This is a genomic window from Bacillus sp. SW14, from assembly GCF_047608225.1.
Taxonomy (GTDB): Bacteria; Bacillota; Bacilli; order Bacillales; family Bacillaceae; genus Bacillus; species Bacillus subtilis_G.
In genome coordinates this window covers 818,439-832,976 of sequence record NZ_JBLKRW010000001.1, presented here as the reverse complement: position 1 = coordinate 832,976, position 14,538 = coordinate 818,439, and the positions used below count along the sequence as shown (strand labels likewise).

13 protein-coding genes are annotated in these 14,538 nt (G+C 47.0%); 2 read left to right on the top strand and 11 right to left on the bottom strand.

Annotated features, from left to right (window positions below; all coding sequences use genetic code 11):
- Positions 1-99: 99 nt before the first annotated feature.
- The 7 genes from lutC to ACMX2I_RS04185 all read right to left on the bottom strand — a co-directional run bounded on the left by lutC (position 100) and on the right by ACMX2I_RS04185 (position 6,572).
- Positions 100-822 (bottom strand): lactate utilization protein LutC, encoded by a 723-nt coding sequence (gene lutC, locus ACMX2I_RS04215; RefSeq protein ID WP_394715112.1) that lies wholly within the window; start codon positions 820-822, stop codon positions 100-102.
- Positions 822-2,261, bottom strand: coding sequence for a lactate utilization iron-sulfur protein LutB (lutB, locus tag ACMX2I_RS04210; protein ID WP_414956270.1), 1,440 nt, complete (start codon positions 2,259-2,261; stop codon positions 822-824). Before lutB ends, lutC begins: the two co-directional genes overlap by 1 nt.
- Before the next feature lie 26 nt (positions 2,262-2,287).
- Entirely contained in the window at positions 2,288-3,004 is a 717-nt protein-coding gene (lutA, locus tag ACMX2I_RS04205; protein WP_414956269.1) for a lactate utilization iron-sulfur protein LutA, read from the bottom strand.
- Positions 3,005-3,190: 186 nt separating this feature from the next.
- On the bottom strand, positions 3,191-3,793 hold the full coding sequence (yvfU, locus tag ACMX2I_RS04200) for a two-component system response regulator YvfU (protein WP_414956268.1): 603 nt from the start codon (positions 3,791-3,793) through the stop codon (positions 3,191-3,193).
- A gap of 16 nt (positions 3,794-3,809) precedes the next feature.
- Entirely contained in the window at positions 3,810-4,925 is a 1,116-nt protein-coding gene (locus ACMX2I_RS04195) for a sensor histidine kinase (RefSeq protein WP_414956267.1), read from the bottom strand.
- 3 nt (positions 4,926-4,928) lie between these two features.
- Positions 4,929-5,666 carry an ABC transporter permease gene (locus tag ACMX2I_RS04190; protein ID WP_414956266.1) on the bottom strand — a complete coding sequence of 246 codons (738 nt, stop codon included), beginning with the start codon at positions 5,664-5,666 and terminating at the stop codon, positions 4,929-4,931.
- The gene (locus tag ACMX2I_RS04185; protein ID WP_289348239.1) at positions 5,667-6,572 is read right to left on the bottom strand and encodes an ABC transporter ATP-binding protein; all 906 of its coding nucleotides are present in this window, start codon (positions 6,570-6,572) and stop codon (positions 5,667-5,669) included.
- A 276-nt stretch (positions 6,573-6,848) separates the two neighbouring features.
- Here ACMX2I_RS04185 and ACMX2I_RS04180 point away from each other — a divergent pair, with 276 nt between their 5' ends.
- A complete protein-coding gene (locus tag ACMX2I_RS04180) occupies positions 6,849-7,661 on the top strand; it encodes an alpha/beta fold hydrolase (protein WP_414956265.1) in 813 nt (270 codons plus the stop codon).
- A 29-nt stretch (positions 7,662-7,690) separates the two neighbouring features.
- Positions 7,691-8,914, top strand: a complete 1,224-nt coding sequence (locus ACMX2I_RS04175) for a PP2C family protein-serine/threonine phosphatase (protein ID WP_414956264.1) — start codon at positions 7,691-7,693, stop codon at positions 8,912-8,914.
- A 33-nt stretch (positions 8,915-8,947) separates the two neighbouring features.
- Here the strand turns inward: ACMX2I_RS04175 and ACMX2I_RS04170 are convergent, their stop codons facing one another.
- The 4 genes from ACMX2I_RS04170 to ganP form a co-directional block, all read right to left on the bottom strand.
- The gene (locus tag ACMX2I_RS04170; RefSeq protein ID WP_414956263.1) at positions 8,948-10,237 is read right to left on the bottom strand and encodes an arabinogalactan endo-1,4-beta-galactosidase; all 1,290 of its coding nucleotides are present in this window, start codon (positions 10,235-10,237) and stop codon (positions 8,948-8,950) included.
- Positions 10,238-10,310: 73 nt separating this feature from the next.
- The gene (gene ganA / locus ACMX2I_RS04165; protein ID WP_414958290.1) at positions 10,311-12,374 is read right to left on the bottom strand and encodes a beta-galactosidase GanA; all 2,064 of its coding nucleotides are present in this window, start codon (positions 12,372-12,374) and stop codon (positions 10,311-10,313) included.
- Between the two features lie 18 nt (positions 12,375-12,392).
- Positions 12,393-13,244, bottom strand: a complete 852-nt coding sequence (gene ganQ, locus ACMX2I_RS04160; RefSeq protein ID WP_087993496.1) for an arabinogalactan oligomer ABC transporter permease GanQ — start codon at positions 13,242-13,244, stop codon at positions 12,393-12,395.
- Positions 13,245-13,247: 3 nt separating this feature from the next.
- Positions 13,248-14,504, bottom strand: a complete 1,257-nt coding sequence (gene ganP, locus ACMX2I_RS04155) for an arabinogalactan oligomer ABC transporter permease GanP (RefSeq protein WP_414956262.1) — start codon at positions 14,502-14,504, stop codon at positions 13,248-13,250.
- Between the last annotated feature and the right edge of the window lie 34 nt (positions 14,505-14,538).

The following is a 14,538-nucleotide window of genomic DNA, read 5'->3' as shown; positions in this document are numbered from 1 at the left end:
GATGCGGTGACAGAGGCGTTTGAGCAGGACGCTGCCTGACAACGAATGCGAGGGTTTCTCGACACGCTGAAAGCCCGGCATATGCCGGGCTTTCTGAGATTAGCGGTCAGAGACCAGAATGTATGCTGCTTTTACAGGACCGTGCACCCCGACGACCAAATCCATTTCGATATCGGCTGAGTTGCTCGGTCCGGTAATGTAGTTGATGCAGGAGGGAACAGTAACGCCGTCCGCAATGTTTTGGCGGATTATATCACTGGCTTGCGTCATTCTCGGCACAATGCTTGATTTTGGCACAATCGCAATATAGGTCGTCGGCAGAAGGCTGACAGACCGGCCGATATCTTTTGAGGAGAAGAGGACAACCGTCCCCGACTCGGCCAGTGTGATTTCACTGAATGTAATTCCTACATTGGCTTGCTCCGCTTTTTTGATATTTTCTTCGCCTTTGTCAGCATCCCACTCCCAGACCGACGTTCCATCGCTCGGCCAGTCTTTGGTGAGCAAGCTTTTTAGCCCGTATGCTTCAAAGCGGGGGTCCTTTGGAATGATAACAGGACCTCCGGAAAACCGGCTGACTTGCTCGCGCAGGGCATCGCAGAGACCGGTTGAATCGGTTTCAATCAGCTCTGTATGGATTTTGACGCAATGGTTTTTGAGCACTGTGACCAAGTCATCCGCTGAGTATCCTTCAAGTGTTTGATATTGCGGCTGGTGCGCCCACTCTGGGACTGCCACGCCTCCTGTTCTTCTTTCACGGCCAAGGCGTGATGCGATCCGGTTTAAAAAGCTCTCCTGATTCTGAACGGTTCCCTTCGTCATCACTGTTCCTCCTTCGTGCGTTCACTTGTTTCTCTGTCTGTAAACCAGTCTCTGAATCTTGATTTATGCGGGGCCGGGAAGTCGCGGATCTGTGTCCAGCTTTTGAGCGGGCCGGGTCCTTTCGACATTTTTTCACCCTCTGTAAAAGGCGTCATCGCGGCCGGCGCCCATTTTGAGCCCATTTTATAAAGCGGCAAAGAGGATGCGCCAAGCCCGAACGCTTTCATCGCGAGCTTTTCACTGATCGGCGCCCTGCCTTCTTTTTCGACGATGTTCTGGCGATGCTTGAGGAGCAGCTCATGAAGCGGAATTTTGACCGGGCAGGCTTCTGAACAAGCCGCGCAAAGTGTAGATGCGTACGGCAGCTCCTTATAATCGTCATAACCGCCAAGCAGCGGCGATAAAACCGCTCCGATCGGCCCCGAATAGATTGAGCCGTAAGAGTGTCCGCCGACATGGCGGTACACTGGGCAGACATTGATACAGGCGGCACAGCGGATACATTGCAGCACAGACTGGAATTCCGTTCCGAGAATGTTGGACCGGCCATTATCAACAATGACAAGATGGAATTCCTCCGGCCCGTCCACCTCCCCTTCCAGCTTCGGGCCTGTCAGTGCTGTAATATAACTTGTCAGCCGCTGCCCGACAGCACTTCTTGTCAGCATGCTGACAAGCACTTCAAATTCAGAAAACGACGGGACAATCCGCTCCATTCCCATCACGGTGATTTGTGTTTTCGGCAAGGTGCTCACAAGCCGTCCATTTCCTTCATTGGTCACGAGGCTGACAGAACCCGAGTCAGCGATGGCGAAGTTACAGCCGGTAATGCCGATATCGGCTTCCAGAAACTTTTCCCGGAGGATGGCGCGCGCATGCATCACAAGCTCTTCTGGTTTTTCTGTATGTTGATAATCCAGTCTTTCTTTAAACACATCGCGTATTTGCTCTTTATTTTTATGAAGGGCGGGCGCTACGATATGTGACGGCGGATCGTGATCATCAATCTGTAAAATATATTCGCCGAGGTCGGTTTCGACGACTTCACAGCCTTCCTGTTCCAGCACCTCATTCAGATTGATTTCCTCCGTGACCATTGATTTTGATTTTACGACCTTCTTTCCATTCTTCTTTTGAATGACATCGCGGATATAAGAAGACGCCTCTTCCGATGTTTCCGCGAAATAAACATGCCCGCCTCGTTTCGCCACATTTTCGGCAAGCTGTCCGAGATAGAAATCGAGGTTTTCAAGGACATGCTGCCTGATTTCCTCTGATAGCGAGCGCCAGTCTTCCCAGTTTCCCAGCTCTTCGGCTGCTTCAAGGCGCCGTGTCCGCAGACGTTCCTGCGCCCCTGAAACAGCGCCCCTCATAAATTCATTATCGATCCCCTGTGATACCCGCTCTTTAAAAGCGTCAGTACCGATTTTCATCGCCATGATCCTTTCCCCCTCTGAATCCAGTTTTATCTGCTGTTGAGCACTTCGGCGATGTGCATCACTTTGACATTCTTGTCTTTTCGGTCAAGCCGCCCCCCGATATTCATCAAACAGCCGCAGTCAGCACCGATCAGCACCTCTGCTCCCGTATCCTCCACGCATGCGACTTTTTCATCGACCATCTGCTCAGAGATCTGCGCCATTTTGACGGAGAACGTTCCTCCGAATCCGCAGCAGTTGTGTTTCCCCGGAAGCGCTGTGAACTCTAAGCCCTTCACATGGCTGAGAAGCTTCATCGGCTCCTCCCGAACTCCGAGCAGCCTTGTCATATGGCACGACGTATGTAAGGTCGCTCTAGTATGAAGGCTTGCGCCGACATCTTCGACCCCAAGGACGTTCACGATAAAATCAGTCAGTTCATACGTTTTATCCGCGAGCTTTTTCGCTTTATCGGCCCATTTCGGGTCATCCTGAAACAGGTGCGGATACTCCCGGAACATCGTCGTACAGGAACCGGAAGGGCTGACGACATATTCGGAATCCTGAAACGTTTCGATCATCCTTTTCATTGCTTTTTTGGCGTCATTCACATAGCCGCTGTTGTAAGCCGGCTGCCCGCAGCAGATCTGCCCCTCCGGAAAATCCACCTCACATCCAAGGCGCTCCAGCAGTTCCACCGTTGCTTTTCCGACATTTGTTTGAAACATATCAACAAGACAAGTGACAAAAAGTGAGACTTTCATGATGAACCCCTCTTTCATCCCCAATATGTGATCCGGTCATCTGATGACCTGAACATAACAACTTCTATCAATATCGTACACTATTCTGACAAAGGAAGGAAAGGGTTTTCTGGGTATAATTTCATTTGCAGGCTTATAAAAACACCCCTGATCCCTCAGGAGTGCCATGATGCTGAAAACATATGGTTAAATCCAGCCCTTTTCCTCAGCGATGCTAGCGGCTTCTGTCCGATTTTTCGCATTGAGCTTTTGGATGATTTCTGAAATATAATTTCGGACTGTGCCTTGTGATAAATAGAGTTCGAGCGTAATATCTTTTGTTGTCTTGCCTAAAGCCGCCAGCCGCAGAATTTCTTGTTCTCTTACGGTGAGCGGATTTTCGTCTCGCATCATATTAAACGTCAGCTCCGGGCTGAAGACCCGTTTTCCCTTTACACACTTTCGGATGGCGTCGGCCAGATCGTCAATTTCGCCGTCTTTCAGCAGATAGCCATGTACGCCGGCTTTGACGGCGCGTTCAAAATATCCGGGACGGGCAAAAGTGGTTAGAATAATGACCTTGCTGCTGCAGCCTTTTTGCATTAATTCCTCTGCCACATCCAGCCCGCTTCGAACCGGCATTTCAATGTCCATGATGCATACATCCGGCTCCAGCTTCAGAATGGCTTTTAACGCTTCTTCCCCGTTTAGTGCTTGTCCGATGACTTCCATATCCTCTTCTAAATCCAGCAGAGATCCCAGAGCGCCTAAAAGCATTCGCTGGTCCTCAGCAATAAACAGACGAATCATTCTTTTCGTCCTCCTATCAATCTGCTTTTTTAATAAGCGGAATCGTCAGTGTCAACACTGTTCCGTTATGAGCTGAAAGCGTTAATCCGCCCTCAATGAGCATCAGCCGTTCTTCCATTCCCCGCAGGCCATTCCCAAACGTATTCTCCTTTGCCGCTCCCTTTCCGTCATCCCGTATCACAACTCTCATTTTGTCAGCAAACCGAGAAATGGTGATGGCGCAGTGGGTTGCTTTGCTGTGCTTGATGATATTGGTCACTGCTTCCCGCATACACATGCTGATAATATTTTGCGTGACGGGAGATATTGCTGAAAAGTCTTCGTCACCTTCATATTGAAAGGTAATGTTCCCCGTTCTTAATATGTGCTGAATGTTGGCGAGTTCCTCCGCCATCGTGGCCGTTCTCATATCAGAAACAAGCTCACGAACCTGCTTGAGTGCGGCGCGTGAACTGATTTCCATTTCTTTTGCTTCAAGCCGGGTCCGTTCTGAATCAGATGTTGCCAGCCGCTGAATCAGCTGGCTTTTTAACGTAAGGAGCGACAGGGTATGGCCGAGGGTATCGTGAAGATCACGGGCGATTCGAACGCGCTCCTCCCTTTTGGAGAGTTCTTTTATCTGTTCGTTGGCTTGGGCAAGTTTGGTTTCAAGTTCAATTCTCCGAAACATCGAACGGATGCCGAATGGAGAAATGAGCATGATGACGAGAAACGGGAGAACAGAAAAAAGCTCCCGGAGCGAAACCGAATTCGCAAGAAATTGATAAAAACACGGAAAAAGCAACATAAAGATTAAACCGCAGAACGCACGGTTAAACTTTGTTTTCTCTTTGTAATAACCAACAAAGTTTGCCGGAAAAAAACCTAAATAGATATAGGTGATATTGTAAAACACACTATAGATGAAAATAACCGCCATTTGCACGAGAAGCCAATACGTAAACGAAGCTCTGCCCACATTGCAAAACAACTGGCGATAGGCTATGACAAAAAAGAGCAGCATGCCATATCCAATCACCTGTTTGACGCCTGTTTCTCTCAATAAAGAAAGAAACGGCATGATGGTATACACCAGAAAGATATAAGGGAAAAACCCGAATTGCTTAGGGAATATAGTTCTTAAGATTTTCATGTATTATACCGCTTCTTGTTTTCTTCTTATATACTTAGATAGTAGCATGAAGAGCATCAAATAAGCGATTAGTATCAGAATATTTTCCCATGACGGGCCCCCGCCCCGGACAAGTTCCCACGCTCCGTTCCCGAAATGATAAGACGGAAGCCACCGGCCAATATTCTGCATCACCTCAGGCATAACCTCAAACGGCATCCACATGCCTCCGCCTAAAGCCAGCAGCATGTAAAGCACATTACTGATTCCAGCTGCTGTTTCTACTTTTCTCATAAGGCCAATTAGTGTGCCTAATGCTAAAAACGGCAATGCGCCAAACAAAATCCACAGTCCGCTCATGATCCATTCAAACGGGGACAAGTCGATGTCATTGATAATTGCGCCGCAAAGAAAAATGACGGTAATAGATAAAATGTGAATCACACTTTGACCGATCATCTGAGCTGATAAATAGATATGATCCGGAAGAGGCGTAATGCGGATAAAGGCAGTCCAGCCTTGCGACCGTTCTTGAACCATACGGATTCCAAGCGTCATGATAGAGGATCCCATTACGCTGAAGACTGTCATTGACATTAAGTAATGAGCGTCCCATGCACGTTGATCAGAGGCGCCCGTATTCACTACATTAGTAAAGAGATAATAAAAGGCAATCGGCATCATCAGAGACCAAAACACAAAATACTTATTCCGAAGCACCCTTTTCATTTCGGCTGCGCTTTGCTTTTGCAGCATATTCACTCACATCGCCTCCCGATTTCCGTCAGCCAGCTGGCGAAATGCCTCATCGAGCGTTCCTTGCTCAATTCGAATATCGCATGCTTGTATGTTTTCTTGAAAAATCAGTGCTAACACTTTGTCTGTATTTGATGTTTGGATAATGGTTCTCTGTTGCTTTTGGATCACTCGCTCTACGATCGGATGACGAGACAGCTTTTCCAATGATTCATCTGAATGCAGCGTAAAGGAAACAGACTGTTTTTGGATCCTTGAGCGGATTTGCATTGGCGAGTCGTCCGCCACAAGCCGTCCGTCAGCAAAAAATAAGATTCGCCGCGCGGCATCATCTGCTTCCTGTAAATAATGGGTTGAAAAAATAATTGTTTTTCCTTGGTCCGCGAGCCCATGAATGGTCTGCCAGAATCGATGTCTTGATGATGTGTCCATTCCGACTGTCGGTTCATCGAATATGAGCAGCTCGGGGTTCCCGGCAAGAGCCAAAGCAAAGCTCAAACGGCGTTTTTGTCCGCCGGATAATTTTTCTGCCCTCGTTTTCAAGTCTTCTTTTGTGAGTGCTGTTAACGAAACGAGTTCTTTCATAGACAATGGATTTGGATAATAGCTTCGGAAGAGCTCGAGGATTTCATACACCTTCAGACCAGGCATAACGCTCACTTCCTGCAGCATCACCCCTATTTTTTCCCGCACCTGTTGATCATCGGGAACCCGGTTAAATAGTTTGATGTCTCCCTCGCTTGGTTTCAGCAATCCTAATATCATGGAGATAACGGTCGTCTTCCCTGCCCCATTCGGGCCGAGAATGGCTGCAATTTCTCCTTTTTTAATGCTGAAGCTGATGTTGTTTACAGCTGTTTTTTGCTGGAATTGTTTTGTCACATTGCTTACTGATACTGCCTCATTCATCACATGAACACCTCCTGATAGCTTATAATGATTGTAAAATGACGGAGAAGATGATGTTAGTATGAGGTGTCATGATGGTGGGTGACAAATGTCATATTCTTTCTCAAGTCTAGGTCATCCCTCCTCTACATCTTCCAATTTTTCCAGCTCGCCTATGCCGGATGTCCTCTTTCTTTTAAACCGCTATATACTTTCATAGAAAGACGCACTCTTCAAACCGTGAGTGTTATGATATACATATTGAAATTTATTTTACTTTCCAGCTGAAAGGAGCCAATCATGAACGATGCGATTTTGTCTCGAAATGATGTGAAGGTGAAGGGAAGCGGCAAAACATCTATCATTTTCGCCCCTGGTTTTGGATGTGATCAAAGTGTGTGGAATGCCGTGGCCCCGGCCTTCGAAGAAGATCATCGGGTCATTTTATTTGATTACGTCGGTTCGGGACATTCAGACTTGCACGCATATGACCCGGATCGTTACCAGACACTTGAAGGCTATGCCCAAGATGTTCTTGATATTTGTGAAGCTTTAGATCTGGAAGACACCGTATTTGTGGGGCACTCTGTCGGGGCTGTGATTGGGATGCTTGCTTCCATCCGCCGTCCGGCGCTTTTTTCCCATCTGGTGATGGTGGGGCCTTCTCCTTGCTATTTGAATGATCCGCCTGAGTATTACGGAGGATTTGAGGAGGAACAGCTCCGTGGTTTGCTGGAGATGATGGAGAAAAATTACATAGGCTGGGCAACTGTATTCGCAGCAACCGTTCTGAATCAGTCAGATCGGCCTGAAATCAGGGAAGAGCTTGAAAACCGTTTCTGTTCTACTGACCCTGTAATTGCCCGCCAATTCGCGAAAGCCGCGTTTTTTTCTGATCACCGGGAGAATCTTTCGAAGGTAACGGTTCCCTCTCTGATTCTCCAATGCGCGGACGATATCATCGCACCGGCCGCAGTAGGCGAGTATATGCAGAAGCATCTTCCTTATAGTACACTGAAACAAATGGAGGCTCGCGGGCATTGCCCCCACATGAGCCATCCTGAAGAGACGATCCAGCTGATCAGCGATTATTTGAAAGCGCTCGTGATATAGGAACGAAAGAGATAGAGGTGACCCTCTTAATGGACAAACAATTGAATGATGCACCATGCGGTTTCCTCACTTTGTCAGAAGAGGGTTCAATCATAGCTGTCAACCGCACCCTGCTCAAGATTCTGAATTATGAGCCGAAAGAGATTGTCGGCCGGCATATGAATACGATCCTGACAATTCCCGCACAGCTTTTCTGCCAGCTCTATTTTGAGCCGCTTTTAAAACTGGAGCAGCACATTGAAGAAATCTACATTTCTCTGCAAACTAGAGATGGAGAAGAAATTCCCGTCCTTGTCAATGCTGTTGCAAGAGCTGATGGCGGATTATCTGTCACCGAGTGTGTTCTGATACCGATGCGAAAGCGAAATGAATATGAAAATGAGCTGCTGATGGCCAGAAACACGGCTCAGGAAGCTTTGCTTGCCAAACAGAAAGCCAATGCGGAGCTAGAAATGGCCTTGGAAGCGCTGAAGGCAAAACAAGAAGAACTTCTTGAGATCAACAAACAAAATCAGCAATTTAAACTAAACACTAAAAGAGAGCTCGAGCTTGCCAGAAAAACACAGGAAAACTCGTTGACTGAACCGATTGTAAACGACCAGATCCAGATTGACGCTTATTACAAAGCATCCAGTGAATTATCGGGTGATCTATACGGATTTTATCAAATCGATGAACATCGATACGGCATTATTATTCTTGATGTGATGGGGCATGGGATTTCATCTGCATTGATTACGATGTCTCTGCATCCTTTGTTCCAGCGCCAGATCACGCAAGGTCTCAGTCCCGGCAAAGTCATGAAGGAATTAGACCGTCACCTTCACAGCTTGTTTCAAAATGATGAGGAAGCAAGACATTATTGCACAGCCATTTATCTCGAGATTGATACAGCCCGGCAAAAAATTGATTATGTCAATGCAGGGCATCCGCCGGCATTATGGCAGGGCGCCGGCGGAACCCAAAATCCGCTGCATACAACCGCGCCTCCGATCGGGATGTTTGAAGATACAGTCTTTCAGTCAAGCAGTCTTTCATACACGGAGGGCGGAAGGCTCCTGCTGTATACAGATGGCGTGATGGACCCTACAGCGTCATGTTATTTATTTGATTTATTAAAGGACCATCCCGATTTGCCTATCGCTGACTTGAAAGAGCAAATTCTTACATCCCTGCATGATCATAAGGAAGCCCATCATAAAAGTGATGACGAATGTTTTATATTAGTTGATTTGAAAATCCATGAGACGTAACAATGACTTGATACGTCTCATGGATTTTCTGTTTCAATGATTCTTGAGGATATGACCTGACTCCGCATATTGAAACACCTGCAGGGAAGGGAGCGGGTGTCCGTTAAAATCAAACAAAGCTTGGTTATCCACAGCACTTCCCCCATACCACTTCCCGGCATCTTCTGGGTCATATTCAGCGGCATAGCTCGAGGCCCATCCTGAACCGAATGTTTCCCATAACACTTTGTTTTTCTCCACCTGTGTTTTCGGCCCGACTGGAATCCACGCAGGCTCCCAATAGAACACGCCAAGTCCCGCCGTTCCTGTATTCGCTACGGCCTGCATCACATCTCTTATCGCATTCGCCTGGCCTTGAACGGAAATAGGATATAGCAGCGTCTGCCCGCTTTTTGGCGCTGTATTTTCATGCCCATCACCGTCCTCAGCGGTATAGGTGTACGATGTCTCCGCCACCATGACTTTTTTGCCGTACGTCCCGGCAACTGCCTTCAGTACAGAAGTCAAATTCTGCAATGTGCCGTGCCAGAAAGGATAATAAGAACTGGCAAACACATCATAATCCACTTTGTTTTTGCGGAGTGTTTCTGCAATAAATGAATACCTTCCAGTTGTTTCAGGATTGGTAAAATGCAGCGCGACCAAGATGCCTGGGTCTGTTTCTCTGACCGCCCGGCTTCCTTCATTAAATAATTGACTCATCTTCGCCCAATCGGTTTCGCCCGCAAATGCCCCTGTTGTTTCATTTCCAACCTGAACCATGCCGATGTCGACGCCTTCCTTGATCATTTTTTGCAGGCTTTGTTTCGTATACTCATAGAGCTTTGTTTTTTTAGCTTCAAAGCTGAAATTCGCCCAAGCTTTGGGCACCTTCTGTTTCGCAGGATCAGCCCAGAAATCAGAATAATGAAAGTCGGCCAGCACCTTCATTCCGTTCGCTGTCGCTCTTTTTCCGATTTCAATGGCTTTTTGAACATCATTGTTTCCCCCTCCATATCCACTGCCATGTGAATCATACGGATCATTCCAAATGCGGACGCGAACATAGTTGACGCCGGCTTGTTTTAGGGTTGTAAAGATGTCCTGGCGTTTTCCGCTTGTATTGTAAAAGGTGACTCCGCTGTTTTCCAAAGCAATAACACTGGACACATCTGCCCCTTTGATAAAGTCCTTGTTCATGCCCTCTACTTTTTTAACGAAAAGATCCTCTGTCCGAGGCTTCGGCACATGTTTCTCCTCCCCAATGGCAGCGGCATATCCCGTAGAACTGAATACACTCCATACGATGGCAGCTGCAAAGAATATTTTCACTCTGCTTTTCATGACACTTCTCACTCCTCGGTAAACGCTTTCAAAATACAAGAAAAAAGAATCCGCCCATAGCGGAGGCATCAGCCTAATGTGTGTTTACGACGATTCTCACTTCATATTTTTCCATCGTCAGGTCGCCAGATACTATCTCTCCGGTCATCATATCTTTCACACTCTGATTAAACGTGACCTGCTGTTTTTCTTCCGTGAAATTCATGACAAAAATGTAATCATTGCCCTGATCCTGCCTCGCTTGTACGGAGACGCCTTTTCCGTGCCGAACCGGAAAAACAGGAGAAAGAGACAGGTCTGTGATCAGCCCTTCATAGAAATCCCGATGAAATTGATCCTCCAAACGCGCACCGATAAAATACGCCTTGCCCCGCTGATATTGATGGCTTGTCACCGCTGGCGTACGCGCATAAAAATCTTCTTGATACAAAGCTTCTGCAGACGCCGTCTTTACATCAATCACCGTTGCATAATCCTTCATTTCATATGATTGGCTGCGATAACTGACAGCATTTCGATCCTTCGGGTACAGCGTATCGGATTCAAGAGGCTCCATTCCGAAAATGGCTTGCAAATCCGGATGCCATCCGCCTGTGTACGTTAAGTCATGTTCATTCACAATTCCGCTGATATATGTCATGACTAAGGTGCCGCCGTTAGCCGTAAACGCTTTCAAACGGGAAATGGTGTCTTCGCTGATTAAATAAAGCATCGGGACGATCAGCAGTTTATATGATAAAAAGTCTTGTTCTTTTGTGATGACGTCGACAGGGATATCGTGTTCCCAGAACGTGCGGTAATGCTGCTGAAGTGTTTGCGCATAACGTTTTGTCGCCTTTGCAAAACCCTGAGCATCCTCGAGCGCCCAATGATTTTCCCAGTCATATAAAATGGCGGTTTCAGCCGGCCTCTTCGTTCCGACAACCGCGGAGAGCTGTTCTAATGTTTCGCCGACTTTGGCCACTTCTTGAAAGACCCGGTTCTGCGGGCTATTGTCATGATCCACTATTGCCCCGTGCAATTTTTCTGATGACCCGCGTGATTTACGGTATTGGAAATAGAGTACGCTGTCCGAACCGTGGGCAATCATTTGCATAGACGACAGCAGATTCATGCCCGGGCGCTTCGCCTTGTTGACGTTATGCCAATTGACCGCGCTTGGCGTACACTCCATTAATAAGAAAGGCTGCTGCTTTAGGCTGCGGTACATGTCATTGATAAAGCCCGCCTTCATCGCCAAATCAGCTGTGCTTTCCCAGTCATTGTGCCAGACCGGATAAGCGTCCCAGCTGATGACATCGACATGCTTCGCAAATTTGCTGTAGTCGAGGCCCTGATACGGAATTAAATCCGGTGTGTCAGCCATAAAGTTCGTTGTGATAGGGATATCAGGCGTCAGTTCTTTCAGCGGGATGATTTCATTTTCATAAAACGAAATCGTTTGATCAGTGACGAACCGGCGCCAGTCTAAGTTCAAACCGTGCAAGCCATTTTCACCGATCGGCGAAGGGCTTTCAATTTGTGACCAGTCATTAAATGTATGGCTCCAAAAAGGAGTCCACCACACATGGTTTAATGCCTTGAGGCTGTTGTCATATTTCGATTTCAGCCACACCCTGAAAGCATGCTGGCATTGGTCGCAGTGGCACTCTCCTCCGTATTCGTTGGAAATATGCCACATTAACAGCGCCGGATGATTGCCGTATCGTTCTGCTAATAACCGGTTGATGTGACGTGTTTTTTCACGGTAGACTTTAGATGTAAGGCAGTGGTTGTGCCTTCCGCCATGCAGCTGTTTGACGCGGGAGGCATTGACCCGCAGCACTTCAGGATAGGTTTGTGACAGCCAGGCAGGACGGGCTCCGCTTGGCGTTGCTAATATGACCCGGCCGCCTATGCTGTGAATCCGTTCAAAAATATCATCAAGCCATTCAAATTGATATACGCCCTCTTCCGGCTCAAGCGCGCTCCATGCAAAAATGCCGACAGAAAACGTATTCGTATGAGAAAGCTTCATCAGCTTAATATCATCGGCTAAAATATCAGGCCGATCCAGCCACTGATCAGGATTGTAGTCTCCCCCGTGGAGCATAAACTTCGCTTTTGTAACGTACGTTTTTTCAAGCTTTGCCATTATTTTCTCCCCCTTATTCTCTTACCCTTTTGTTCCCCCAGCGGTTAATCCGGACACAAAATGCTTTTGCAGCATGATAAAGATGATGGCAACCGGTATGCTGATAAGCAGGGCTCCGGCTGCAAATGTTGTATAGCTGGCTCCCATGACATCATTCACTAAATTGAATAGACCTACGGGCAATGTATATGATTCAGGCGTTCTCAATATCGTTGAGGACAGCACAAAATCTCCGAGCGGGCCGGTAAAGCCGTTCATGGCGACTACTGCCGCCATCGGTTTTGATAATGGCAGAATGATCTGGAAGAAGATTCTTGTGCTGCCGGCCCCGTCAATCTTGGCGCTTTCGTCTAAATCCATCGGAATGGAATCCATGTATCCTTTCATCAAATACGTATTCATCGGGATCAGGCCGCCGATATAAAGCAAGATTAACAGCCAGTGGCTATTGATCATCCCCAAGATTTGCGCCAGCACAAACAAGGCGATTAAAGCCGAAAACTGAGGAATCATTTGCAGCAATAAAAAGAGGGTTAAAGCGTATTTCCTTCCTTTAAATCGAAAGCGCGAAAACGCATAGGCGGTAAACGTCACACAGATCAAAGATCCGGCCATCGTAAACAGGCTGATCTTCATTGAGTTGAGATACCACTGCACATATTGAAGGCTTTCTTCGCCCGCAAATAACTCCTTGTAATGATCGAATGTCGGATGCTTCGGAATGATGGATGTACTGATTAAGCTGTTGCCGGGGTTAAAGCTTGCGCCTGCCGTCCAAAGGAGAGGATAAACAATGATGGCCGCCATACAGGCTAACAACAAGTAAGACAAAAGGAGACGAATACATTTTCTGACCTTCATATCTGCCAGCATGCCTCATGCCTCCTCTTTAAAAGACTTCGTCCGTCTGAACTGCCACAATGCGATAGAGATGACAAACACAGATAATAAAATCGTTAAAGCCGCGGCGAGTGAATATTGACTGGACTGCATTGTCAATTTGTAAATCCACGAAACAAGGATATCTGTCCCGCCGGCTGTTGACCCGGTTACCGCCGGACCACCGCCATTGAATAGATAGATAATATTAAAGTTATTAAAATTAAACGTAAACTGAGTAATGATAATGGGAGCCATGGCGATGAACACCATTGGAAGCGTAATGTATCTCAGTTTTGCGAAAACAGAAGCGCCATCAATCGTGGCTGCTTCATACAGATCGTCCGGAATGGACTGCAAGACGCCTGTTGAGACGAGAAAGATGTACGGAAACCCGAGCCAGCCCTGCATAAGAATCAGCGCAAGCCTCGACCAATTGGCATCTGTCATCCATGGAAGAGGCTCTATGCCGAAGAAAGCCAAGATATCATGATTCATCGCACCGAAGCTATCATTAAACAGCCCTGCAAAAATTAAAATCGTCACAAAACCGGGAACAGCCCATGGCAAAATCAAAATCGTCCGGAAAAAACGTTTAAAAAGAATGTCTTTCTGATTGACAATAATCGCGAGAAAAATCCCCAAACTGACTTGCAGTGTGGATGCTGCAAGTGTCCAAACCACCGTCCAAGCCAGCACATCAAAAAAAGTCGACCTCCAAATATCAACTGTGAAAATGCTTGAGAAGGTTTGAAAACCGACCCAATCAATTAATTTAGCAGGAGGCGAATGATATAAATCATAGTTCGTAAAGGCTAGTGCAAAGCTGAATAAGATGGGGAAAATGACGGCGAAAATTAAAATAAACAAAGATGGTCCGCTGACGACATAAGGGTAGCCATGAGAAATGATATGTTGGTATTGTTCCTTGAGAGAGCTCAATGGCTTGTTTTCATCGCGCTGTTTTCCGCTTTGAAACGCATCGCGAAGATTCACATAATACACCGCAAGGCCAAAGCAGGTCACGATTACAGCGATAATCCCTTCCGCCAGCAGAAACACGGAATGATCCCGCGGCACCTCTGTTCCCAACGTGAAAATTCCCCAAAACCCCATATTGAGCAGATCTCCAAAGACCGCAAAAAACGATACGCCTAGGAAAAGAAAGACCAAACCTTTTATCCATTGCTTGTTATAAAATTGCCCGAACCCCGGGATGATAGACAGCAACAAAGCGATTTGACGATGCTGCACCGTTTTCACCTCTCTCACAATACAAATCTAGCTT

Excerpts from the sequence above, each read along its gene's own strand:
- lutC (WP_394715112.1), bottom strand. The coding sequence starts at position 822 with ATGACGAAGGGAACCGTTCAGAATCAGGAGAGCTTTTTAAACCGGATC.
- lutB (WP_414956270.1), bottom strand. The coding sequence starts at position 2,261 with ATGGCGATGAAAATCGGTACTGACGCTTTTAAAGAGCGGGTATCACAG.
- lutA (WP_414956269.1), bottom strand. The coding sequence starts at position 3,004 with ATGAAAGTCTCACTTTTTGTCACTTGTCTTGTTGATATGTTTCAAACA.
- yvfU (WP_414956268.1), bottom strand. The coding sequence starts at position 3,793 with ATGATTCGTCTGTTTATTGCTGAGGACCAGCGAATGCTTTTAGGCGCT.
- ACMX2I_RS04195 (WP_414956267.1), bottom strand. The coding sequence starts at position 4,925 with ATGAAAATCTTAAGAACTATATTCCCTAAGCAATTCGGGTTTTTCCCT.
- ACMX2I_RS04180 (WP_414956265.1), top strand. The coding sequence starts at position 6,849 with ATGAACGATGCGATTTTGTCTCGAAATGATGTGAAGGTGAAGGGAAGC.
- ACMX2I_RS04175 (WP_414956264.1), top strand. The coding sequence starts at position 7,691 with ATGGACAAACAATTGAATGATGCACCATGCGGTTTCCTCACTTTGTCA.
- ACMX2I_RS04170 (WP_414956263.1), bottom strand. The coding sequence starts at position 10,237 with ATGAAAAGCAGAGTGAAAATATTCTTTGCAGCTGCCATCGTATGGAGT.
- ganQ (WP_087993496.1), bottom strand. The coding sequence starts at position 13,244 with ATGCTGGCAGATATGAAGGTCAGAAAATGTATTCGTCTCCTTTTGTCT.